Source organism: Paenibacillus sp. 1_12 (genome assembly GCF_900114475.1).
Classification (GTDB): domain Bacteria; phylum Bacillota; class Bacilli; order Paenibacillales; family NBRC-103111; genus Paenibacillus_S.
Map to the genome: position 1 here is coordinate 212,521 of NZ_FOTE01000001.1, position 22,366 is coordinate 234,886.

Sequence of the window (22,366 nt, forward strand, 5' to 3'; positions counted from 1 at the left end):
ATAACAAAACATAGGAGAACGATATAAGGAGTGAATATGACGGAGGGGGAACCGACCACGTATGCGAATACGAATACTGATCTCAACTGCTCTGATTCTGAGTGTGATACTTTCCTGCCCGATCAGCGGTAAGGCAACGTCTAAGCCTTATCCCTATATGATCAATCCCTTTTTAACAAATGTCGACGTACTGCTGGATGTTGGTCACGGAGGCATAGACAGCGGGACTCTTCATGGAGATGTGTATGAAAAAGATATCAATTTGGAAATGGGCAAAATTACGTATAGCCTGTTGCGGGAAAAAGGGCTGCGTGTGCTGCTCAATCGGATGGATGATTACGCCCTCAGCAGTGAAAACCTCTGGTTTCGCAATCGTTCCAGGCATTTGAAGGACTTAGCTCAACGAAGTCATCTGGCAAATGAAATTCGTCCGAAGATCGTCATCAGCCTTCATGTCAATTGGGCAACCAATACCAGAGCCCGCGGACCTGTTGTACTTCACCAAAAAAGCGATTCTAGTAAGCAGCTAGCCACCAGTTTGCAGCGATCGCTGAATCATTTGTATACAACTGAAACAGCTCCGGTCTACGGAAAAACTTATTTTTTGCTAAAGCATATTCAGGTTCCCGCTGTCATTGTGGAGATGGGATTCATTTCTAATGAACAGGATCGTGAGCAAATGATGCAGCCTCAAAAGCAGCGTCAGCTCGCCGAAGCTATCTCAGTCGGAATATTAGCCTATCTGAAAAAAGAGCCAGCCCACTAAGGGGCTAGCTGGGAGATCTTCACAAATTCAGCGATTTGCTGCAAGGCCGGCACTGATTGCTGGATAATAGCTGCGGTATGTTTACCAGGAACACCAACATGGCCAATCACAACTGTAGTTTCGTTATCTTTAACATGTGCCTCTAATTTTCTAGCCTGTTTGAGAATATGGGCGCGTGTATATTGATCATCCATAAAAATGTGGTTTTCAAGCGTCCTTACCCCTAGCTCCTTGGCCAAGGACTGTACAACACTTTTGTGCGTTGTTTTGCTATCCAAATAAATGAGATGGTTTTGCTTGCACACATCCAGGATGATGCGCATCACTCTCGGGTCTGCAGTTACCTTGGAACCCATATGATTATTCATCCCAATGGCAAAAGGCACATCATTAATAGCTGCCTGCACTCGGGTTCGGATTTCTTCATCCGATAAATCCGTGGTAATGGCGCCGGGACCTAACCAGCTTTTTTTACCGCGTACCGGTTCCATCGGCATATGGACCAATACGTCGTGACCGAGTCGATGCGCCCATTCGGCATCACGCCTAGTCGTCGGCAAAAATGGCATGACCGCTGCTGTAAAAGGAATCTTTAACGCCATCATTTCATCAGTTCCACGCATGTCGTTGCCAAAATCGTCAATCACAATCGCTATCTTTTTCGTAATGGCAGGGACTTCTTGATTAGATTGCTCTGCTCTCAGAATGCCTGAACCAAGGCATGTTAGTACGACGGTACTTGTAATAAGCCATTTTGCAGCTTTGTGCATCGTTAACCTCCTTGTGCTTCCATAAAAAGCTGATTTCGTAACCCTCTGCGAATTTTTGGCAATATGCGGCAACGTATCTTCACAGACAATTGGTTTCACTTGCCTGCTTTCCTATGTTATTTGTCAATATCGGCCAGCCTATACAAATAAACAAAAAAGCAGTGTCCCCCTCGTACGGAGAACGCTGCTTTCATTATTTTAAGATTATTAGGATTGAATGGAATGATGCTTTCTGCCAGGTATTTCACCTGTTCTACCAAAGTGTTCCACGATGATATCGATCTCTTTCTTGAGCTCAGCCAGCAGTTCAGCCTCCGGAACTTTACGAATCATTTCTCCGTAACGGAACAGCATGCCTTCACCGCGGGCGCCAGCAATCCCGATATCAGCCTCTCTAGCTTCTCCTGGACCGTTAACAGCGCAACCGAGGACAGATACCTTGATAGGCACCTTAATCTTGGCTATATAGTCTTCTACTTCATTAGCGATCGAGAACAAATCAATATCCAACCTTCCGCATGTCGGGCAGGAAACTAATGTTGCTGCGTTAGTAATCAAACCGAAGGTTTTCAATAGCTCACGAGCTACTTTGATTTCTTCTACAGGATCTGCGCTGAGCGAAATACGCAACGTATTGCCCAATCCCATATTCAGCAATGCGCCGATACCTGCTGCACTTTTGACTGAACCGGTGAATAAGGTTCCTGCCTCGGTTATACCAAGATGCAGCGGATAGCGGAATGCTTCTCCGGCTTTTTTGTAAGCAGCAATGGCCATAGGCACATCGGATGCTTTTAAGGAAACGATGATGTCATGGAAATCGAGCTCTTCGAGAATATTAATATGAAACAGTGCACTTTCAACCATAGCTTCCGGTGTTGGGTATCCGTACTTTTCCAGCAAGTGATTTTCTAAAGACCCTGCGTTTACTCCGATCCGAATAGGGATTCCTCGCTCTTTGCAGGCTTTGACAACAGCTTCTACTTTTTCACGACGTCCGATATTACCTGGATTGATTCGAACCTTGTCAATCCCATTCTCAATCGCCATCAGTGCAAGACGATGATCAAAATGAATATCCGCTACCAAAGGAATATGAATTTGTCTTTTGATTTCTTTGATCGCTTCCGCGGCCTCTTTGTTGTTAACGGTAACACGCACCAACTGACATCCGGCTTCTTCCAAACGGTGAATTTCAGCAACCGTTGCTTTGACATCAGCAGTTTTAGTTGTGCACATGCTCTGCATAATGACCTCGTTGCTTCCACCGATTGTCAAATCCCCTACTTTAACGGGAATGGTCTCCGCTCTGTGAAACATAACATATATCTCTCCCATGATACCAAACATCCTCCGCTCCGATTCAAAGCCGGATTGGCCAATAAATGGATTGGAGGCTGCTATGGTTAATATACTAAAGCTTAGGCGCTTTCTTCCTTTTTCTTCAACGACTTACCTTCTTTACTGCCTGCTGTGATCTCGGGTGCAACCTTGGATTGTACAGCTTCCTTGGTTACCACGCAGCTGGAGTTTTCAGTATGAGAAGGTGCTTCATACATCACTTCAAGCATGATGCTCTCAATAATGGCTCTCAAGCCGCGGGCACCCGTATTACGTTTGATCGCTTCACGAGCAATTTCCTCGAGCGCTTCCGGATTGAACTCCAGTGATACGCTATCCATCTCAAGCAGCTTTTGATACTGCTTGACAAGCGCATTTTTGGGCTCTGTCAGGATACGAACAAGCGCCGGCTCATCAAGCGGCTCCAAGGTCGAGATAACCGGAAGACGTCCAACGAATTCGGGAATCAAACCGAAACGCAGCAAATCCTCTGGCAATACCATAGACAAGTACTCGCCCGGCTTCAAATCAACTTTAAGCCCGTCTGTACCAAAACCTATCACCTTTTTGCCAAGTCTGCGTTTAATGATTTGCTCCAGACCATCGAAGGCACCGCCGCAAATAAACAGGATGTTCGTTGTATCGATCTGAATGAACTCCTGATGCGGATGCTTGCGGCCGCCTTGCGGTGGAACCGAAGCTACTGTACCTTCCAGGATCTTCAATAGAGCTTGCTGAACGCCTTCACCGGATACATCGCGTGTAATCGATGGGTTTTCCGATTTACGTGCAACCTTATCAATTTCATCGATATATATGATACCGCGTTCTGCTTTTTCCACATCGTAATCAGCGGCCTGAATTAGCTTTAACAAAATATTTTCAACGTCTTCACCCACATAGCCAGCTTCTGTTAAAGAAGTAGCATCTGCAATAGCAAAAGGCACGTTCAAAATTTTGGCTAATGTTTGAGCAAGCAGCGTTTTACCGCTTCCTGTTGGTCCCAGAAGAACGATATTGCTCTTTTGCAATTCAACCTCTTCGGATTTGCTTTGCTGCGAATTAATCCGCTTGTAGTGGTTATACACCGCTACAGACAACGATTTCTTAGCTTGTTCCTGACCAATGACGTATTGATCCAAAATATTACGGATTTCCTTCGGCTTTGGTACATCCTTTAAATCAAGCTCTTCTTCGTGTCCCAATTCTTCCTCAACGATTTCTGTGCAAAGCTCGATACATTCATCGCATATATAAACTCCCGGCCCAGCTACCAGCTTACGTACTTGTTCCTGTGATTTGCCGCAGAATGAGCATTTGAGTTGGCCTTTTTCATCGTTAAATTTAAACATGGGATCACTCCTTATCCATTCAATTCGCTACGAGAGATGACCGCATCAATGAGCCCATAATTCTTGGCTTCTTCTGCACTCATGAAATTATCACGGTCGGTATCGCGCTCAATTTTTTCATATGGCTGCCCTGTCCGGTCTACATATATCTGATTCAGCTTTTGCTTAGTTTTGATAATCCAATCGGCATGAATCTTAATGTCTGAAGCTTGGCCTCTGACACCGCCCAATGGCTGATGTATCATGACTTCACTATTAGGCAAAGCAAAACGTTTGCCAGGTGCACCCGCTGTTAGCAACAGAGAACCCATACTGGCTGCCATGCCTACGCAAATAGTTGAAACATCCGGCTTAATGAACTGCATCGTATCATATATACCCAATCCGGCAGTAACAGAACCACCAGGAGAATTGATGTACAAATGAATATCCTTCTCGGCATCACTCGCAGACAGGAATAGCAGCTGAGCAATAACGAGGTTGGCAACATCATCGTCAATGCCGCTACCGATAAAGATGATCCGGTCCTTTAATAGGCGGGAATAAATATCATACGAGCGTTCTCCGCGTCCTTCCTGCTCGACAACCATAGGTATCAGACCCATTGTTCCAACCCCTTTACTTCAAAATGTGGTTCATTTTTTATTGTATCAGAAAAGAAAACATTACACCAATTCAATACCCTCCCAAACCCTCCCTACAGGGAGGGCCCCAAAGGACGCTGCCCTCTGGACTCCCTTGACAGTGGAGAAGCTGTGGTGTTCTCGGGTCGCTTTCGTTCCTACGGAACACGCTCGACATGAGGCGTATTGGTGCGTTGAGGTGCTGTGGTGTTCTCGGGTCGCTTTGGCCCCTTCGGGACAAGCTTTACATTTAGTGCAGTGTATTGGTGCGTTGAGCTGCTGTCCTTCGGGACAAGTGTTACTTTAAGTGTAAAGGGTTCAATCTTATTCTATGTATAACATCTCTAACATAGGCGTCCCTGCTAAGGGACGCCTATGTTAGGCGAACGCAGGTAATACCACCATATTCGGCCATAATCTTATGTGATTATCGTTTTTAAAGACAGAAACACCTGAGATTCTGCTGCAGGTGGATTAAATTACCTATAAAGAAAGGCACGCATAATTATACGTGCCTGACTGCTATAGATTTATTTGCTTTCTAGAACCAGGAAACCAACTGTTTTTCTAATAAGCAGATCATGTTTAAGATCCTCGATACTTCCGTTTGCACTCAGAATCGCATGAAGCTCTTCAGGAGTACGTTGGTAAGAAGGAGCCATGCTGCTCAATTCTGCCTGAATTTCAACTTCAGGAACAGTAAAGCCTTCTGCTTTTGCAATAGCTTCCAGAACCAGGTTGTTGCGAACGCGTTTTTCAGCATCATCACGCATTTGGCCTCTTAAAGCCTCATCGTTTTGACCTGTAAACTGATAGTACATTTCGATATTCATTCCTTGTGTACGCAGGCGATTTTCGAATTCTTTAACCATTTGTGTGGTTTCATTGTCGATCATCACTGCAGGAATGTCGATTTGTGCTGCTGCAGCCGCTTTTTCAACAACATCTGCTTCTTTTTGGCGCTCAATTTCAGCTTTTTTGCGAACACTCAGGTTGTTTTTAAGATCGGATTTGAACTCTTCCAATGTTTCAAACTCACTGATATCCTTAGCAAACTCATCATCCAATGCAGGAAGATTTTTGCGTTTGATGTCATGCAATTGGATTTTGAAGACTGCTTCTTTGCCTTGCAAATCTTCGGATTGGTAATTTTCAGGGAAAGTAACCGTAATATCCTTCAAATCACCTTTGTTCAATCCAACAACTTGCTCTTCAAAACCTGGAATAAAGCTGCCGCTTCCGAGTTCAAGGGAATACTTCTCGGCACTGCCGCCTTCAAATGCGACTCCATCGACGAACCCTTCGAAATCGATAGAAACTACATCGCCATTCTCAGCTGGACCTTCTTCAAGAGGAACCAATTCGGCATGACGCTTTTGCAGTTTGTCCAGTTCTTCTGTAATTTCTTCTTCAGTAACTTCAGCTTCCTTAACTTCAAGCGTCAGTCCTTTGTATTCGCCTAATTCTACTTCTGGCTTTACAACAACTTTTGCTTTGAATTTCAGGATTTGGCCTTTGGCAAATTGTTCAACATCAACCTCAGGACGATCAACCGGAGTAATACCCGTTTCTTCAACCGCTTCCACGTAAGCCTCAGGAACAACGATATCCAAAGCGTCTTGGTACAAGCTTTCTACTCCGAATTTCGCTTCAAAGATCGAGCGAGGCACTTTACCTTTACGGAAGCCCGGTACGTTTACTTTTTGAACTACTTTTTTGAATGCTTTGTCGAGAGCCGCAGCCACTTGATCTACTTCAACCTCAATATCAAGAACGCCTACGTTCTTCTCTATTTTTTCCCAGCTTGCTTTCATTTTATGCTTTCCCCTCCAAAAATTATCCATTACAATTCGTTATTTCCCATAGGGTAAACACGAAATGTTGTTCCGTCAATATAACCATTCTATTATAACATATACTTTTCTTTTTTCAAGCAAAGTAGATAAAAATCATTTAACTGGACTTTGCGAGAAAAACACTGAAGCAAATTGAAGAATAATCCGATACGACTGTTCCCATTGAAACATTAAATCGTTCGTGATCCCATAAAGCTCAAGTACATCATCCTTTGTTCCGCTGTTGAACACTTTCTCAAGCATTACAAAATGCAGCGCGGCAGCCCAGACATCAATACCTGCTCGATCCAATCGAAGCATTTGCCCATATGTAGCCGTTCCATAAATATAAGCAAGAAATTCATTCCAGGTCTCTTGAGCATAATAAAATAAAGCTGGCTGACTGATTTGACTCATTTCCTGAAATCGTTCCATAATCTCATTCATGGGTGATGGAAAATCTTCAAAGCTTTTGGGAGTATCCTCCACATCCACTGTAATACTCTCCCCATGCTTGTCCAGCGTAATCGGACCTGTAGCTCCGCGAAGCTTGAGTGTTTGAAGCCCTTTATACTGGATCAAAGGATGCTGCTCGTGAGCAGTCAACCATTCAATAATTTTGGAGTCGATAGCTGGATGCTCGATGAAAGCTAATTGATCCAAAGCCAAAAGCTGATTTTCTATCGATTGCGGCTGCTGAAGCAGAGCGAGCAGTTTTTCCGCGTATCCACTGTCAGCCTTAGCTTTGACCGACAAATGCTGCCTGAGCAATTCCATTTCAGTCAAATCCTCTTCCTCTTCGCCTGGAGTAAATACCTCTTCTGGAAACATCGTTTGCAACCACTCTAAGAGCGCCTGCCACTCTTCTTCAATCCTTGCATCCTGATGATGACAGGTCAATAAAAAGCCCAGCAGTTGAATGGCCTCGCCATAGCGTTCAGTCTCCAGCATTCGGGTAAGTTCGAATTGGTAAAACTCGACGGTTTTAGGAAAAAGAATGACATTCTCGTTCGGCTTCTCGGACAAAAGCCCATCACCTCCTCCTCGGCTTTAATGTTGAGAGCAGTTTAACCGATTGGCCGATGGATTGCAAAAGCTGTTGAATGCTGTTAATCAGTTGCCTCAGTATGTAATCCATAATTGGGTGTTCATTATTGATCTGCACACGATCTGCAAAGTTAAACGGCCAACACCTCCTTGATGCCTTTTTCATTGTGTATTACCCGTTTTGAGGTTAATTGAATATTCGACAAGCTGAAAAAACAAAAACAACGGAAGGTAGTCCTTCCGCTGTCATAATGGTTTAGCTTGTTTATACAATTTTCATGGCTGCTTGAATTAATTTAGCTTTAATATCGGGATCCTGATCAATAAAAGCATACATTTTGTCGATCGTTTCTTTATTTTGCAAATAATCCTTTTCCGATTGAATCGCTTCATGGGACCATTCAAGCAATGACTTTTCAGCTGCTCCCAAATCGTTCAAAGCGGTATGAAGGCTTGTCTCTTCAATGAGCTCTTCAATTTTCTCTTGATTAACTACACCAAGGACTTTGACAACTGCCAGCTTATTTTGAAACGCCTCATTCGCTTTCTCGAAGCGTTCTTTGGCTTCTTTATATTCGCTCTGCGCCTTGGAGAATTTTGTTTTCTTCATCATAATCACCTCATCATTCTTGATCGAATCAGTTTACCCATGAACATGAACATATCAAAGCGTAAACTGAAAAACCTGTTTAATTTCACTATTCGCCATACGATTAGAGTGGGATAAATTCTCTCGTTCTATTCATCATGAACGAATACAATAATAAAGCTCTAACGCATAGTTTAAACGGTAATTTGTTTTTTGTCTATCTTTTCCTCTTGCAAGGACAGACATTTTCTGATTTTACACCGCATAACCTTTATCATCTGCTGTCGCTGTCGAATGGCTAGTCATTCACCAACACAAACACTCTAAGAGAGGATGAAGGTTATGTGCGGAATTACAGGATGGATCGACTGGCAAAAAGATTTAACGCAGTATCCATCCATTTTAGAGCAAATGACGTATACACTTCTAAATCGGGGACCCGATGCTTCCGGCACTTGGATTACCCAACATTGTGCTCTAGGGCACAGACGTCTTAGCGTTATGGACCCAGACAACGGAGCTCAACCAATGGTGCGCCACTATGGAGAAAATGTGTTTACTATTGTGTACAATGGAGAATTATATAATGCTCCCGAGTTAAAAAAAGAGCTTGAGCTTCGCGGACATGTATTCCGCACGACTTGCGATACGGAGGTCCTGCTTGTTTCGTATATCGAATGGGGCCGCTCCTGCGTAGATCGGTTGAATGGAATTTATGCATTCGGCGTATGGAATTCACAAGATCAATCGTTATTTCTTGTACGCGACCGATTAGGGGTTAAACCGCTATTTTATTCCTACACAAATGGTCGGCTGCTGTTCGGCTCCGAGCCCAAATCGATATTGGCCCATCCCGATTTTCCTGCAGAAATCAGCGGAGAAGGACTCGCCGAGATCTTTGCTGTGGGTCCGGCACGCACACCCGGCCATGGAATTTACAGCAATATGTCAGAGCTGAAGCCAGGGCATTGGCTGAATATGGATCGCAATGGTATAAGTATACGCACGTACTGGAAGCTGGAGAGCAAGCCGCATGAGGACGACATCGATACGACGGCGCAGCAGATTCACAGCTTGCTTCAAGACACCGTAGAGCGTCAAATGGCCTCCGATGTCCCCATCTGCACACTATTGTCAGGTGGACTCGATTCAAGCGCTCTAAGCACGATCGCAGCTCGTTATAATCAGGAAAATGATTTGGGGCAGCTCCATACCTTTTCAATCGATTATGTCGATAATGACAAATATTTTAAATCCAACGCCTTTCAGCCCAACTCGGATGCTCCGTGGATTAAGCGAATGACGGATTTTCTGGGGAGCGAGCATCATTTCCTCGAATTCGACACCCCTGAGCTTGTTGAAGCGCTAAAAACCGCCGTATATGCTCGTGATTTGCCCGGTATGGCTGATGTAGACGGCTCTCTATACTTGTTCTGCCGCGAAATCAAAAAAGCAGCAACCGTAGCCATTTCCGGGGAGGCAGCCGACGAAATATTTGGTGGTTATCCCTGGTTCCATAAGGAAGAAACGCTAAATGCCAATACGTTTCCATGGTCGCTTGCAACGAAGGATCGTGTCAATCTGCTATCACCTGATTTTCTAGACTGGGTAAAGCCTGAGCAATATGTTCAAGAACGTTACCGTCAAGCACTATCCGAGGTGCCGCGGCTATCGGGAGAAAATCATGACCAGAATCGGATGCGTGAGATGTCTTATTTGAACATCACCCGCTTTATGCCTACTCTGCTCGACCGCAAGGACCGCATGAGTATGGCTGTAGGGCTTGAGGTACGGGTTCCGTTTTGCGATCATCGACTTGTGGAATATGTATGGAACATACCATGGGAAATGAAATCGGCTGGAGATAGAGAAAAAGGCATTTTGCGAAGAGCGCTTCGCGGTGTATTGCCGGAGGACGTCTTGACTCGTAAAAAAAGCCCTTACCCCAAGACGCACAATCCGAGCTATCTGGAAGCTGTACGTACCTGGGTGCTGGACATTTTGAATGATCCGAACTCTCCGCTGCTTACCTTTATCGATGTTGATAAGATCCGTACCCTAGCTGAAGGTGATGCCAGCCAGTTCAATTTGCCTTGGTTTGGGCAGCTGATGACAGGTCCACAGCTGTTTGCTTATTTGGCTCAAGCCGATACTTGGCTCAGGCACTATAAGGTGTCGGTCCGTTAGGAAATCCTGCCCAATTCGAACCGAATTGTGGCTGAAAAAAGCAAAACAGGGCAGCAGCCGGATTAAATCGGCTGCTGCCCTTTCCTCTTAATTCTTGGGACTTCTGACAATGCTGTTAAGATTTCGTTGCAATAACTTCCATTAAGGATTGAAGGGCATGGCCCCGGTGGCTGATACGGTTCTTTTGTTCGCTGGAAAGCTCAGCCATCGTTTGTCCGTACTCTGGAATGTAGAATAGCGGATCATAACCGAAACCATGATTCCCTCGAGGAGCATTGATGATTTCACCTTCACATTCTCCTTGCGCCTGTGCAACGATCTGTCCACTCGCATCAACCAGGCACAACGCGCACACAAATCGTGCACGACTTAAAGAGTCAGGGTTATGTGAAGGAGTCGAAGGTTCTGCAGATGGCTCCCCTTTCCCGTACCCATCAGGAATAAGTTTTCCCGAATCTATTTGTCCATCACGTTTATTCATGTCAAATGCCAGCAGCGTTTTTAACAGCTTGTTGTTATTCTGTTCGTCCGTTGCCCGCTCACCTGCATAACGTGCCGAATAGACACCGGGTTCTCCATTCAACGCATCCACACACAGCCCGGAATCATCGGCTACTACCGGAACCCCCAATGACAAGGCTATGGTGTGAGCTTTTTTATAGGCATTTTCTGCAAAAGTCGCTCCGTCCTCAACGATCTCAGGTAGTCCACTGTAATCACGCAGGCTCTTGATGGAGATAGGCTCGGATGAAAACAAGGCTGCAAACTCTCTTACCTTCCCTTCGTTGCTGGTGGCAACTACGATTTCAGCTCCGAGCAGCTGCCGCATGGGAAATCCTCCTGATTCGTGCTGAGATCTCCGGTCCTAACGCCTCTTCCTGTGCAATAATCATTTCTTGAATTCCGGACTCAGCGAGCGCCAGAAGTTCATTAAGCTCATCCCGGGAAAATGGAGATTCTTCTCCGGTTCCCTGCACCTCTACAAACTTGCCGTCCCCTGTCATGACGACATTCATATCCACCTTGGCCTTTGAGTCCTCTTCATAATTCAAATCGAGACAAGATTTCTCATTTACAACCCCAACGCTGATAGCACCCAAAAAATCCCGGATCGGATACGACTTGAGATTACGATCCTTGGCAAGCTTATCAATTGCAAAAGCCATCGCAATAAAAGCGCCAGTGATTGAAGTAGTACGTGTACCTCCATCAGCCTGAATAACGTCGCAATCCAAAGTAATCGAACGCTCACCAAGCGCTTCGAGATTGATTACAGACCGAAGCGCGCGCCCGATCAAGCGTTGAATTTCCATCGTTCGTCCACCAAGCTTGCCTTTAGCCGATTCCCGCTGGTTGCGAACCTGCGTTGCTCTTGGGAGCATTGAATATTCCGCTGTAACCCAGCCTTTCCCTTGGCCTTTCATGAAAGGTGGAACTCTTTCTTCAATCGTTGCCGTACATATGACCTTGGTCTCACCAACCTCAATAAATACCGAACCTTCGGCATGCTTATTATAATGCGTAGTAATCGCAGTCACTCTTGTTTGGTTATACTGTCTACCGTCGCTTCTCATTGTGAACTCGGTTCCTCCTTAAAATGACCCTAATTAACTTTACTCATTGTAACAGAGTCCCATAGGCAGTTCCAACAAAATAAGGGAGCCTCGGCTCCCTTATCTATCACTTGCTATAATTTGGATGGATTCACCTCTGACGGTCTGCTTACAGGCTTACTATAGCTTTGATTATCGCTGGCACTGACTTTAGCATCTCCATTGACTGTAATTTGCACCTTGGTTGCGGTTCCCGCATTTTCCGTAAGGGACAAAACAACTGCCCTCATTGCATTGCCGGGAGCTTTTTTATCTGGACCCAGTACCTTATCTGAAAAATCTACGGTGATCAAATCTCCCGCTTTCTGAATATGCTTAAGCTCCGAGCCGGGCGTCATGACAGCAGAAAGTCCTTTTTTCTGATCGGGTCCTACGATAAGCTGTTCAATGACGGCCTGTGCGACGTTATCTGTACGTTTAACCAATCGTGTGACTGGGACGTAATAGCTGTATAGATCTTTATTTTGTCCCAGGAAATAAAGGGTAACCGGTGTTGATTGGCCAAACTCCACGCCTTCTGGCTTCTCCAGATTAATTCCAAACGCTCTGGTAAGAGGCTCATCGAGTGGTGTTCCACCCTGCGGCATTTCCTTCAACGCTTTTCCTTCCACACGCAGCTGTACTTTGTCCACAGAAGGGAATCCGGTTAATGTCCATACGATGGCTTCTAATATTTTTCTTTCATCCTGTACATTATAATCCGTGAATGCTTTGGACAAATCGACAACGGCCATCTTCTGATCCTTCAATATATTGATCCCTTTGACTGTCGTTCCTTTAGGCAAAATTCCTATAAAGCCGGAGGGCATGCTTTTAGAAGCTGCACTTCCTTCAACCATCGATTCCAATGCCGTTTTGGCAACCTCTACTGATTTTTCAACTTGTAAGGCAATGGGAGCAATAAAGCCCTTCTCATCTTTGGCATAAACGGTTATAGCCGCTAGATTCTGGGCGGGCTTGCCGCTGACCGGTTGGGTTAAAGTGGTTGCTGCAGCGGTATCAACTCCTGTCGGTGGAGGGTCAATAGGCTGTGATTGTTCCTTGGTACCCAGCAGGGAACAGCCCGATGTCAGCAATACAATTATGCCTGTCACAGCTGCCAATCGAATCCCTTGATATTGTTTCATGATAGTTCCTCCTACGAATATAAGTTGTTTGTCCAATTCTCTTATTCCCACTATACGAAGGACAGCCTTCTTTTATGACAACCTGTTTTGTGAAATATCAGACCGAAATGAGTATTGTATTGCTTTTATGTATTGATTATTTTTATAATAGGTTATGATTACAATGATCTATTTGCTTAGAGCATATGTAGTTCAAAAGTATTAGAAGTCTCTCCCATAATAACGAGGTGATGACGATGCAGCCGAACCCTTTTGGAAACGACGTTTTTTTCCGTCAACTATTTAATCAAAGCACCGATCTGATACAAGGCATTACACTCGATTCCACTCTTTCCTATATTTCTCCATCCTGCTCTACCCTGCTTAATCGCTCCCCTGAAGAGCTGCTGGGACAACAGTGCTACAGTCATATATATGAAGACGATCTCATACGATTTCAACAGGCACTTAGGCAGCTGATTCACGAGCAGACACCATTTAATATCCAATATCGATACGTGCTGCCGAACGGATCCTTAATATGGCTGGAAAGCAAAGGCTCACTCATTCACATGGAGAATAGCTTGGCTGGTGTCGGATTTATCACACGAGATGTAAGCGAGCACAAGAGTATTGAAGAACAGCTAATCCAGCTGGCTTATTATGATTCCTTAACCGCTCTACCCAACCGCAGACTGTTTCACGATCGCTGTTATCAGTCTCTGTTGGCTGCCAAAAGGTATCATCGCAAGATGGCCCTTCTCTATTTGGATTTGGACGACTTCAAGTTGATCAATGACAATTACGGTCATGCGGTTGGTGACGATCTGCTCAAGATGGTAGCAGCACGCTTGTCCCATTGTGTTCGAGACCCCGATACGGTTTGCCGCTTGGGCGGTGATGAATTTGTTATTTTACTGCAGCAGTTTGAGCAAAAGGAAGACATTGTGAAGGTATCCGAGCGAGTACTGGATGCGATTAGCAGCCGTTTTGTTATCCAACATCATGATATTTTTATCACCTGTAGCATGGGTGCTGCCTACTATCCACAAGACGGTACAGACGGCAATGAGTTGCTTGATATGGCCGATGCCGCCATGTATCAAGCCAAAAAAAGCGGTAAAAATGATATAGCATTATAAACGGATGTTCATAAACCCATTTGATCATGTACGTTATAAGAAGAGGAGAGATCCCCCATGACCGTACCCTATAACTTAAATTCAGCAAGTGTGGCGAATGCTGCCAAGAGCTGGTTGATACAAAGAGGCGTTAATGTCATAGATATGGCAGAATTAACTTATTTCTTGCAAAAGGATTACTACCCGACCTTGACGATGGAACAATGTATCGAAAGCGTAAATGCCGTCATTGAGAAACGAGAGGTCCAAAATGCGATCCTGACGGGCATTCAATTAGATATACTTGCCGAGGAAGGTAAGCTAATGCCTCCATTGCAAGAAATGATCGAGAACGATGAAGGGCTTTATGGATGTGATGAAATTCTCGCTCTTTCAATTGTTAATGTATATGGAAGTATTGGATTAACAAATTTTGGATATGTAGATAAACTCAAGCCTGGCATCCTCAAAATGCTTAACGATAAACACGGCGAACACAAGCACACCTTCCTCGACGATATAGTAGGTGCAATTGCCGCTTCTGCCAGCAGTCGCATCGCACACCGCAAACAAGCGGAAAAGGAAATCGATCATCCCGCAGGACCATAACGATGACAGTAGTTCATTAGTGCAGCTGTTCATTAGTCAAATGACTGAACTACATTTACATGGTGTGAACAAAAAACACAGCAAGCTTAGCCCCTCCAGGCTTTGCTTGCTGTGTTTTTTCAAGACATTTCCATTTATGAACGACTTTTCGATTCTTAGCCCCATAAGGGTAAGAATCCGTCTGCAAAGGCGAACACTTCGTTTCTCCAGAAAGGATCCGCTTTCTCCGCTCGGGCTGTATGTTTCTTTTGTCCATCTTATATAGCTAATATTATCTATTACCTGCTTAGCGCTTTAACAACAAAGCTGTAGGCCGTTTCACTCCAGCGTTGCCTACATTCTGCCAGCAGCTTATTCTTCGCTTCTTCCACAGAAAGCCGCACGGTACTCAGTCCATGCTGAGTGATCCAAGCCTCTGACAATATGTAGCAGGTACTGTTCCATCCACTCTTGTTGCCCTGCTCATTCAAACGATCAGAGATTCCCGCAATGACCACCTCCGTCGAGCTTTGAAGCTCGATTAACGTTTTATCGAATTGAGCTTTGTCTTCTTTACCCGCCAAACCAACTGCTCTACGCAATGCTTTTACATCAATGCCAGGATTTTCGCGTATCGTCTCATAGAGCTTCACTGCATGTCTGGATGCCAGTCCATCCTGATAACGTTCTTCAACAGTCATCGGAAGCTCCAATGCCCGACACCATAATGGAAACAGCTGAGAATCAATTAGCATAGGCTTCTTCTTGAAAAAGCGACCGTAGGCTGCAATCCCTTCACTGGCAAAGCGGTCTCTCCACAGCCACGGATCACTGGCTTCATCCGTATGCCAGGCAGTATGCTCTGTTATGGATTCCAAAGAAGGATGATCTGGAATAAAGCTCGATAACGGCAATACGCCAATTTCTCTAACCACAGATCCAGCTTCTTCAAAGGTATGAATCTTTGCCAATACTACTCACCTCATCATCATTCCTTATTATCGAATCGCTTGAAAATACACAATGCCATCCTGCTCTGAACGATTCAAATCAACCTTATCCTGTAAATAAATCAGATGAGCCAATGTCTCGGACAATGCGAATCGCAATTGATGCAGCGTAAGTCTATCGCCAAATGTATCGCGGCAAACCTGATACGTAGTCTTCGGTTGATCGATCAACGCTTGTCGCATCGTTGCAAGCCGTGCTTCATGATGTTCAATCAGCTCCTGTGTTCTGCGAGTAAAAGTCTCAAACGGCTCGCGATGCCCAGGATAAGCCCAGGCTACATCGTATCGGCTTACTTGGGAAAGACTCTGCAAAAAGCTCCCCAGCGGGTTCTCATCGATCCCTCCCGGCAAATAGCTGATGTTGGGTGATATTTGCGGAATTACATGGTCCCCGCACAACATCTCCTTCGATTCCTCTCGGTAGAAGCAAACATGACCCGCAGCATGTCCAGGCGTATGGATCGTCTCATAGTCATGGTCTCCAAGCCGTATAAGCTCACCTATAGGGATCAGTGAAACCTGCGGCTGCGGTGATACCATAGCGACGAATTCATCCATATGTGCCCGCATAGGCTGCATAAGCTCGGCAGGCAGGCCGTGAGCTTGGAACAAAGCTAGCAGAGAAGCTGTCATAGGCTGTCCCTCTCCCCATAGCAAACGCGCCTGCTCATAACCTACCGAGGACATCCGAACCGGCGCTGCAGATCGCTCTTGGAACCAACCGGCAAGCCCATAATGATCCGGATGGTGGTGAGTAAGCACAATTTGCTCAATATCGCGATAAGAGATACCCAACTCCCGCATCACTTGCTCCCAGCATTGCTCAGAAGCATCCGTATGAAGGCCCGGATCGATCAGGGTATAACCATCACCACCGCGAATGAAATAGCTGTTCACCCACCGAAGCGGAAATGGCAGCGGTACTTTGATTTGATGTATCGAATCATTATGTAACGTGATTAAGCCCATTCGTTTCTATCCTTTCCGCCGTCCAACAAATATCATTCTTTTCGATTCGGCTTTATTGTATGGAGATGCGTCATAATCACCATACACATGGACGACCTCAAGCCCCACACGTTCCAGCATAGCCAAGAAGGTTTCCTGATGATACAGCTTGACCTGCTCCAGATAGGTACGATCCTCTGATTCAGGCTCGCTAATGACAATGGTTTTGCGAACAAACCCGTCTTCGATTCTTCGAGTCTCTGCAATAGAGCTATTTCCTTCTTGACGTTTTGAAAAAGGAACCAGGTTCCTTTCCACATACTCCGGGTTCAAGAAGTCGATAATAAACTGCCCTTGACCGGAAGGCTTCAGGAGACGGTAAATTTCAAGCAGCACTTTCTCGTTCTCGTCATCTTGTTCAAAATAGCCGAATGAAGTAAATAAATTAACGACGGCATCGAATTGCCGGGTGATCTGCACATCACGCATATCTCCTTGAATCCATTCGACTTTCTGCTCAGTATCCACTCGAACAGCTTCTTTCAGCAGTACGCCAGACAAATCGATACCTGTTACCTTGTAGCCAAAATCAGTTAGTGCCATCGAGTGTCTACCCATCCCACAGCATAAATCGAGTATTTCAGCACCTGGATCAAGCTGCAGCCATTCAATCATTCCTTTGACCTCATTATAGGCTCCCTGCATATCGCGGTGCTTATAAACGAGTAAATAATCATCACCAAAGCTTTTTTTATACCAATCCGACATGTATATTCTCCTTTGCTGCAAGCTATCTATGGGAAAATAATCCTCATAACCCTGCTTAGACCTTAATCAATCTTACCAAATTTTTAATTGGGAGTCACAACATACCGAAAAAAAGTAAGCAGTAAGGTAAAGTTCATCCCAGACATACTTTATTTTAAAATGGAATTAAGGATGCTATACTAGCGTTGGAACCGTCAACATCGCAATATTTACTTGGTGGTATATTTCATTTTGTTGTATACTATAAGCCTATAAATTAGCTTGGGATACTTGGGATTGGACGGGATAATGATGCAGCTTATTGCAATAGAGGAACGGATTAGTGGTCGTAAGCATAAGGAAATCTATGATTGGATACGTCGTCAGGATACGGTTTCCAAAATTGATTTATTAGAGCACAGTCAAATGACGGGAAGCACATTAACCCGGACATTGGAGGAGCTAACTGATCAAGGATGGCTGCTTGAAGCAGGTTTTGGGGAATCCACCGGAGGTCGGAGGCCGATCCTCTATCAGACCAATTCAACCGCAGGATATGTGTTTGGCCTCGATATTTCAAGAATGATCTCCAAATTAATTTTGTGTGACCTTCATATGAACAAGCTTGACAGCAGTAGCTGGACGATGGATGAAACCATGACCCCCGAGCATCTGTTAAATCAAATTGTCAGTTCCGCTTCGGCCATGCTGCATAAGCAGAATATCCCCCCTTCCTCTGTTCTGGGTATGGGCGTTGGCGCAGTAGGCCCCTTGGACCGGTTTTCCGGTTCTATACTGGAACCATTGTATTTTCCGGCTCAGGGCTGGCAGGATGTGCAGGTCAGCAGCTTTTTGCAGGCACGGCTTGGATTCCCTGTCAGGCTGGATAATGGGGCCAATATGGCTATCATCGGTGAATCGTGGTCAGACCGCAATCGAGACTATCGTCATTTGCTGTATGTTCATTTGGGAGTCGGCATTCGCTCTGCGATGATGTCTAACGGTAAAGTCGTGTACGGGGCTGTTGATATGGAAGGATCCATCGGTCAAATGATTATTCAAACCGACGGTCCAAGGCTCGGATCGCGAGGGAATTATGGATCTTTGGAAACCTTCGCTTCCATTCATGCTTTAGAACAGCAAGCACAATCACGTTTAAAGCAAGGTCGGGAAAGCATTTTACGTAAGCTTGTGCCCGATCCGGAAGCCATCAATTTTACTCACTTAGCACAAGCCTTACAGGAACAGGACCCATTAAGCGTGGAAATATTCTCACAGTCAGCGACTTATTTTGGGATCGGCTTATCCAATTTACTTAATATTTTGCATCCCGAAAAAGTCATTCTGGGTGGTTCGCTGATCAGCATTCATCCCAGCTTTTTTCATACGGCAACTCGGGTCGCTATTCAAAATACATATCATTATCCAACGTATCAGGTCGTATTTAGCCAAGGCTATCTCGGTGAGGAAGCTATCGTCACAGGTGCGGCTATATCCGTGATTAACCAATTGACAGAAACCTGATCCACCACATTGATTTCTAGGAGGACATTACCTATGAATGATGAACTAAAGAAACCATCCTGCTGCTCAACCTGCCGATCAGATGGAGAAACAAATCTTGCCTCAAGCGTCACGTCCCAGCCGATCAGCCCGGCAGTCTCCTCCACGCGACCTGAATCTCAAAAGGAAAATACCGGAGTCAGCAACAGCAGCCCTTATGAATCTATGGTGTATTTGCCTGGAGGTGAGTTTTTGATGGGTACAGATGATCATGAAGGCTTTCCTAACGATGGCGAGGGTCCTGTTCGCGCTGTTACCATTCAACCCTTTTACATCGATCCTTATGCAGTAACGAACGCCGAATTCGGCGAATTTGTACGCTCAACTGGTTACAGGACTGAAGCCGAGCAGTTTGGTTGGTCTTTCGTATTTCATTTGTTCGTGTCTCATGAAACGGCGGCTAACGTGAAGCATGTCGTGCAGCAGACACCATGGTGGTGGAACGTAGAAGGTTCATATTGGGCGCGTCCCGAGGGACCCGATTCATCGATTGAAGATCGGCTGGACCATCCGGCCATTCATATTTCTTGGAATGATGCAGCCGCTTACTGCCGCTGGGCAGGCAAGCGACTTCCTACCGAAGCGGAATGGGAATATGCAGCCCGTGGAGGTTTGGTTCAAAAACGGTATCCATGGGGAGATCTGCTGAAGCCTGGCAGTGAGCATCTATGCAATATTTGGCAAGGTAAATTCCCTGACAAAAATAACTGCAGCGACGGGTATGCCGGCACAGCGCCTGTGCACGCTTATCAGCCAAACGGTTTTGGACTCTACAATGTATCGGGCAATGTCTGGGAATGGTGTGGTGATTGGTTCAGTCCAACCTGGCACTTGACGGGCACACGAGTAAATCCAAAAGGGCCGCAGCAAGGGGCAAGGCGTGTGATGAGAGGGGGCTCCTATCTATGCCACAAGTCTTACTGCAACCGTTACCGTGTCGCCGCGCGCAGCTCCAATACACCTGACAGCTCAAGCGGTAATATGGGCTTCCGTTGTGCTGTCGATGCGCCGTCCGTTTACTCTAAGTAAAATGGGGTAATCTATACGGTAGGAGGGATCTGAGCCCTATGGAGCTTTTTCTAATTGTTTTGCTGTTGCTTGTTTTAATTGGCCTGTCCATGATACTTAATCGTTTTGTACCTTTTATACCCGTACCGTTATTCCAAGTAGCTCTCGGTATGCTGGCAGCTGTTATTCCATGGGGAATCCATATCCCCCTTAGTCCTGAGTTGTTTTTCGTGTTATTCGTTGCTCCACTGCTGTTTAATGACGGAAAACGGATACCCCGCGAGGAACTTTGGAACCTGCGTGCTCCAATATTATTGCTGTCTCTCGGACTTGTATTTGCAACGGTGTTCGTTGGCGGCTATGTGATTCATTGGTTATTACCAGCGATCCCTCTATCCGCCGCATTTGCCTTGGCAGCCATCCTATCACCGACAGATGCCGTTGCGGTTGGTGCCTTGTCCGGCAAAATCCGTATGCCCAAGAAAATAACCCATCTCCTTGAAGGCGAAGCATTAATGAATGATGCGTCTGGACTTGTAGCCTTCAAGTTTGCGGTAGCAGCTACTGTCAGCGGTTTATTTTCATTTCCCGAAGCGACCGCAAGTTTCTTCTTGATTTCAATTGGCGGGCTTTTAGTCGGTTGCCTTCTATCTTTTCTCATTATTCGTCTGCGTGTATTTATTCGTCAATTAGGCATGGAAGATACGACCATACATATGCTGATCCAGATTTTAACCCCTTTCCTGATCTACTTGGTTGCTGAGGAATTTGGTGTGTCAGGCATTCTGGCCGCTGTAACGGGTGGGATCATCCATGCCATTGAACGGGATCGTTCCGAATCGAATTTGATGGAATTAAAAATTGTTTCGGTCAGCACCTGGACCATGATCCTATTTATTTTGAATGGACTGGTCTTTCTCATCCTTGGACTGCAAATTCCGAATGTTGCGGAAGTAGTTATCAAGGACTTAACCATCAGCAATGTCCAGATGCTTGTCTACATCATTCTTATTTCAATAACGCTAATCGCTCTTCGATTTGTTTGGGTATATGGTTTTTGGCGAGCGGAATCGTCATTCAGCAAAAAGGAGCACATCGGTAAACCGCAGCTGCGACCTGCTCTACTGATAGCTATTTCGGGTGTCAGAGGAACTATTACCTTGGCGGGAGCTTTTTCGATTCCATTGTTCCTGCAGGACGGAACTCCCTTTCCTGAACGTAATGTAATTATTTTTCTGGCAGCAGGTGTTATTCTAATCTCACTCGTTACCGCAAGCGTCCTGCTTCCTCTACTTTCAGATAAGCCGGATAAAGGAAAGGAACGCGATAAGCAGCGTCTGGAGCAGGATGCCAAGATTCAACTATTAGAAGCAAGCATACTTATGGTAAAAGAAGAAATGAACGAGGAGAATCAAGATGCTGCTTTATCGCTCATCTCCGATTACAACAAGCATATTCAGCAAATTCGCAGCGATGGGCTAGTAAGCGAAATTCATTTCCGCAAAATAGAGCGTGAAATTCGGTTGTTCGCCTTGAGTGCCGAGCGGCGGGAAGTCAAACGTTTGGTGGACGAAGGTTCTCTTAACCAAGTAGATGCTTTTACACTAACTCAGCTTCTTAACCGTTCGGAAATGCTTGTTACCCGCCGCCTGCAATATATGCTCAGATTGGCCCTATTTATGCTGAAACGATTGGCCTGGAAGGTATTTATAGGTGGTAGAAAAATGTCCCGCCCCCTTCCCGTAGAGCAATTTGAAGTACTCAAAGCCGCCAAACTCTTAACTTCGAAAGCGGCCATCACCGCGATAAAAAATCACATCAATCCTGAAAATAAAAACGCGGCTCAAGAGGTCATTTCTAATTATAGACAATCCATGCAAAAATTGAATAGTATTTTCAAACCAGCTCCTTCTTACGAGGAATTTAAAAAACATAAAAAGGAGCTTCAGTACAAGGCGATTCAGTTGAACCGCAATAGTATCCAAAGCTTGTTTCAAAATGGAGAAATTAACCGTGGTCTTGCCAATCAGCTTCGACAGTTTGTCAGTTTTCTTGAGGTTTCCATATTGGTTGATGAAGAGATTGGATGAAGGTTATGTGCGATAAATAAGTGCTGCTGCAAGGCCGAGGTATTCCTCCGATTGCTGTTGTT

General features: G+C 45.2%; 20 protein-coding genes. 7 read left to right on the plus strand and 13 right to left on the minus strand.

Features of this window, described 5'->3' with window-relative positions; all coding sequences use genetic code 11:
• The first annotated feature begins 61 nt into the window (after positions 1-61).
• Positions 62-766, plus strand: coding sequence for an N-acetylmuramoyl-L-alanine amidase family protein (locus BM210_RS00890; protein ID WP_091163619.1), 705 nt, complete (start codon positions 62-64; stop codon positions 764-766).
• On the opposite strand, the gene BM210_RS00895 is transcribed toward BM210_RS00890, so the two are convergent.
• From BM210_RS00895 to BM210_RS00925, 7 genes are all read right to left on the minus strand, one after another.
• Complete coding sequence (locus BM210_RS00895; RefSeq protein WP_091163621.1) at positions 763-1,536, minus strand: divergent polysaccharide deacetylase family protein; 774 nt, start codon at positions 1,534-1,536, stop codon at positions 763-765. The two genes, BM210_RS00890 and BM210_RS00895, sit on opposite strands and share 4 nt — an antisense overlap.
• Positions 1,537-1,743: 207 nt before the next feature.
• A complete protein-coding gene (ispG, locus tag BM210_RS00900) occupies positions 1,744-2,856 on the minus strand; it encodes a flavodoxin-dependent (E)-4-hydroxy-3-methylbut-2-enyl-diphosphate synthase (protein ID WP_091164635.1) in 1,113 nt (370 codons plus the stop codon).
• Positions 2,857-2,957: 101 nt separating this feature from the next.
• Positions 2,958-4,229, minus strand: coding sequence for an ATP-dependent protease ATP-binding subunit ClpX (clpX, locus tag BM210_RS00905; RefSeq protein ID WP_091163623.1), 1,272 nt, complete (start codon positions 4,227-4,229; stop codon positions 2,958-2,960).
• An 11-nt stretch (positions 4,230-4,240) separates the two neighbouring features.
• Complete coding sequence (gene clpP, locus BM210_RS00910) at positions 4,241-4,834, minus strand: ATP-dependent Clp endopeptidase proteolytic subunit ClpP (RefSeq protein ID WP_091163625.1); 594 nt, start codon at positions 4,832-4,834, stop codon at positions 4,241-4,243.
• A 548-nt stretch (positions 4,835-5,382) separates the two neighbouring features.
• The gene (gene tig, locus BM210_RS00915; RefSeq protein ID WP_091163626.1) at positions 5,383-6,666 is read right to left on the minus strand and encodes a trigger factor; all 1,284 of its coding nucleotides are present in this window, start codon (positions 6,664-6,666) and stop codon (positions 5,383-5,385) included.
• A gap of 135 nt (positions 6,667-6,801) precedes the next feature.
• On the minus strand, positions 6,802-7,713 hold the full coding sequence (locus BM210_RS00920) for a hypothetical protein (RefSeq protein ID WP_091163627.1): 912 nt from the start codon (positions 7,711-7,713) through the stop codon (positions 6,802-6,804).
• A gap of 286 nt (positions 7,714-7,999) precedes the next feature.
• Positions 8,000-8,347 carry a hypothetical protein gene (locus tag BM210_RS00925; RefSeq protein WP_256223190.1) on the minus strand — a complete coding sequence of 116 codons (348 nt, stop codon included), beginning with the start codon at positions 8,345-8,347 and terminating at the stop codon, positions 8,000-8,002.
• A 318-nt stretch (positions 8,348-8,665) separates the two neighbouring features.
• Between BM210_RS00925 and asnB the strand changes: the two genes are divergently transcribed.
• A complete protein-coding gene (gene asnB / locus BM210_RS00930; RefSeq protein ID WP_091163630.1) occupies positions 8,666-10,510 on the plus strand; it encodes an asparagine synthase (glutamine-hydrolyzing) in 1,845 nt (614 codons plus the stop codon).
• Positions 10,511-10,625: 115 nt separating this feature from the next.
• Here asnB and BM210_RS00935 read toward each other — a convergent pair whose 3' ends face one another.
• The 3 genes from BM210_RS00935 to BM210_RS00945 form a co-directional block, all read right to left on the minus strand.
• Complete coding sequence (locus tag BM210_RS00935) at positions 10,626-11,339, minus strand: non-canonical purine NTP pyrophosphatase (RefSeq protein ID WP_091163632.1); 714 nt, start codon at positions 11,337-11,339, stop codon at positions 10,626-10,628.
• Positions 11,317-12,084, minus strand: a complete 768-nt coding sequence (gene rph / locus BM210_RS00940; protein WP_091163633.1) for a ribonuclease PH — start codon at positions 12,082-12,084, stop codon at positions 11,317-11,319. The genes BM210_RS00935 and rph overlap by 23 nt, the downstream gene beginning before the upstream one ends.
• A 113-nt stretch (positions 12,085-12,197) precedes the next feature.
• Entirely contained in the window at positions 12,198-13,250 is a 1,053-nt protein-coding gene (locus BM210_RS00945; RefSeq protein WP_091163635.1) for a GerMN domain-containing protein, read from the minus strand.
• Positions 13,251-13,486: 236 nt separating this feature from the next.
• Here BM210_RS00945 and BM210_RS36095 point away from each other — a divergent pair, with 236 nt between their 5' ends.
• Entirely contained in the window at positions 13,487-14,371 is an 885-nt protein-coding gene (locus BM210_RS36095) for a sensor domain-containing protein (RefSeq protein WP_177237568.1), read from the plus strand.
• Between the two features lie 57 nt (positions 14,372-14,428).
• Entirely contained in the window at positions 14,429-14,959 is a 531-nt protein-coding gene (locus BM210_RS00955) for a phosphatidylglycerophosphatase A family protein (protein WP_091163639.1), read from the plus strand.
• A 278-nt stretch (positions 14,960-15,237) separates the two neighbouring features.
• On the opposite strand, the gene BM210_RS00960 is transcribed toward BM210_RS00955, so the two are convergent.
• From BM210_RS00960 to BM210_RS00970, 3 genes are read right to left on the minus strand one after another with little or no spacing between them, the layout of a single operon-like run.
• Entirely contained in the window at positions 15,238-15,909 is a 672-nt protein-coding gene (locus BM210_RS00960; RefSeq protein WP_091163640.1) for an AlkZ-related protein, read from the minus strand.
• A 27-nt stretch (positions 15,910-15,936) separates the two neighbouring features.
• Positions 15,937-16,917, minus strand: coding sequence for an MBL fold metallo-hydrolase (locus BM210_RS00965; RefSeq protein WP_091163642.1), 981 nt, complete (start codon positions 16,915-16,917; stop codon positions 15,937-15,939).
• Positions 16,918-16,923: 6 nt separating this feature from the next.
• Complete coding sequence (locus tag BM210_RS00970) at positions 16,924-17,664, minus strand: class I SAM-dependent methyltransferase (protein ID WP_091163643.1); 741 nt, start codon at positions 17,662-17,664, stop codon at positions 16,924-16,926.
• Positions 17,665-17,955: 291 nt separating this feature from the next.
• On the opposite strand from BM210_RS00970, the gene BM210_RS00975 reads away from it, so the two are divergent.
• From BM210_RS00975 to BM210_RS00985, 3 genes are read left to right on the plus strand one after another with little or no spacing between them, the layout of a single operon-like run.
• A complete protein-coding gene (locus BM210_RS00975; RefSeq protein ID WP_091164638.1) occupies positions 17,956-19,167 on the plus strand; it encodes an ROK family protein in 1,212 nt (403 codons plus the stop codon).
• Positions 19,168-19,200: 33 nt separating this feature from the next.
• Complete coding sequence (locus BM210_RS00980) at positions 19,201-20,235, plus strand: formylglycine-generating enzyme family protein (RefSeq protein ID WP_091163644.1); 1,035 nt, start codon at positions 19,201-19,203, stop codon at positions 20,233-20,235.
• A 38-nt stretch (positions 20,236-20,273) separates the two neighbouring features.
• A complete protein-coding gene (locus tag BM210_RS00985; RefSeq protein WP_091163645.1) occupies positions 20,274-22,304 on the plus strand; it encodes a Na+/H+ antiporter in 2,031 nt (676 codons plus the stop codon).
• Positions 22,305-22,366: the final 62 nt, after the last annotated feature.

Bases quoted from the DNA above. Each gene is read 5' to 3' on its own strand.
- BM210_RS00890 (WP_091163619.1), top strand. From the start codon at position 62: ATGCGAATACGAATACTGATCTCAACTGCTCTGATTCTGAGTGTGATA.
- BM210_RS00895 (WP_091163621.1), bottom strand. From the start codon at position 1,536: ATGCACAAAGCTGCAAAATGGCTTATTACAAGTACCGTCGTACTAACA.
- ispG (WP_091164635.1), bottom strand. From the start codon at position 2,856: ATGTTTCACAGAGCGGAGACCATTCCCGTTAAAGTAGGGGATTTGACA.
- clpX (WP_091163623.1), bottom strand. From the start codon at position 4,229: ATGTTTAAATTTAACGATGAAAAAGGCCAACTCAAATGCTCATTCTGC.
- clpP (WP_091163625.1), bottom strand. From the start codon at position 4,834: ATGGGTCTGATACCTATGGTTGTCGAGCAGGAAGGACGCGGAGAACGC.
- tig (WP_091163626.1), bottom strand. From the start codon at position 6,666: ATGAAAGCAAGCTGGGAAAAAATAGAGAAGAACGTAGGCGTTCTTGAT.
- BM210_RS00925 (WP_256223190.1), bottom strand. From the start codon at position 8,347: ATGATGAAGAAAACAAAATTCTCCAAGGCGCAGAGCGAATATAAAGAA.
- asnB (WP_091163630.1), top strand. From the start codon at position 8,666: ATGTGCGGAATTACAGGATGGATCGACTGGCAAAAAGATTTAACGCAG.
- BM210_RS00935 (WP_091163632.1), bottom strand. From the start codon at position 11,339: ATGCGGCAGCTGCTCGGAGCTGAAATCGTAGTTGCCACCAGCAACGAA.
- rph (WP_091163633.1), bottom strand. From the start codon at position 12,084: ATGAGAAGCGACGGTAGACAGTATAACCAAACAAGAGTGACTGCGATT.
- BM210_RS00945 (WP_091163635.1), bottom strand. From the start codon at position 13,250: ATGAAACAATATCAAGGGATTCGATTGGCAGCTGTGACAGGCATAATT.
- BM210_RS36095 (WP_177237568.1), top strand. From the start codon at position 13,487: ATGCAGCCGAACCCTTTTGGAAACGACGTTTTTTTCCGTCAACTATTT.
- BM210_RS00955 (WP_091163639.1), top strand. From the start codon at position 14,429: ATGACCGTACCCTATAACTTAAATTCAGCAAGTGTGGCGAATGCTGCC.
- BM210_RS00965 (WP_091163642.1), bottom strand. From the start codon at position 16,917: ATGGGCTTAATCACGTTACATAATGATTCGATACATCAAATCAAAGTA.
- BM210_RS00970 (WP_091163643.1), bottom strand. From the start codon at position 17,664: ATGTCGGATTGGTATAAAAAAAGCTTTGGTGATGATTATTTACTCGTT.
- BM210_RS00975 (WP_091164638.1), top strand. From the start codon at position 17,956: ATGCAGCTTATTGCAATAGAGGAACGGATTAGTGGTCGTAAGCATAAG.
- BM210_RS00980 (WP_091163644.1), top strand. From the start codon at position 19,201: ATGAATGATGAACTAAAGAAACCATCCTGCTGCTCAACCTGCCGATCA.
- BM210_RS00985 (WP_091163645.1), top strand. From the start codon at position 20,274: ATGGAGCTTTTTCTAATTGTTTTGCTGTTGCTTGTTTTAATTGGCCTG.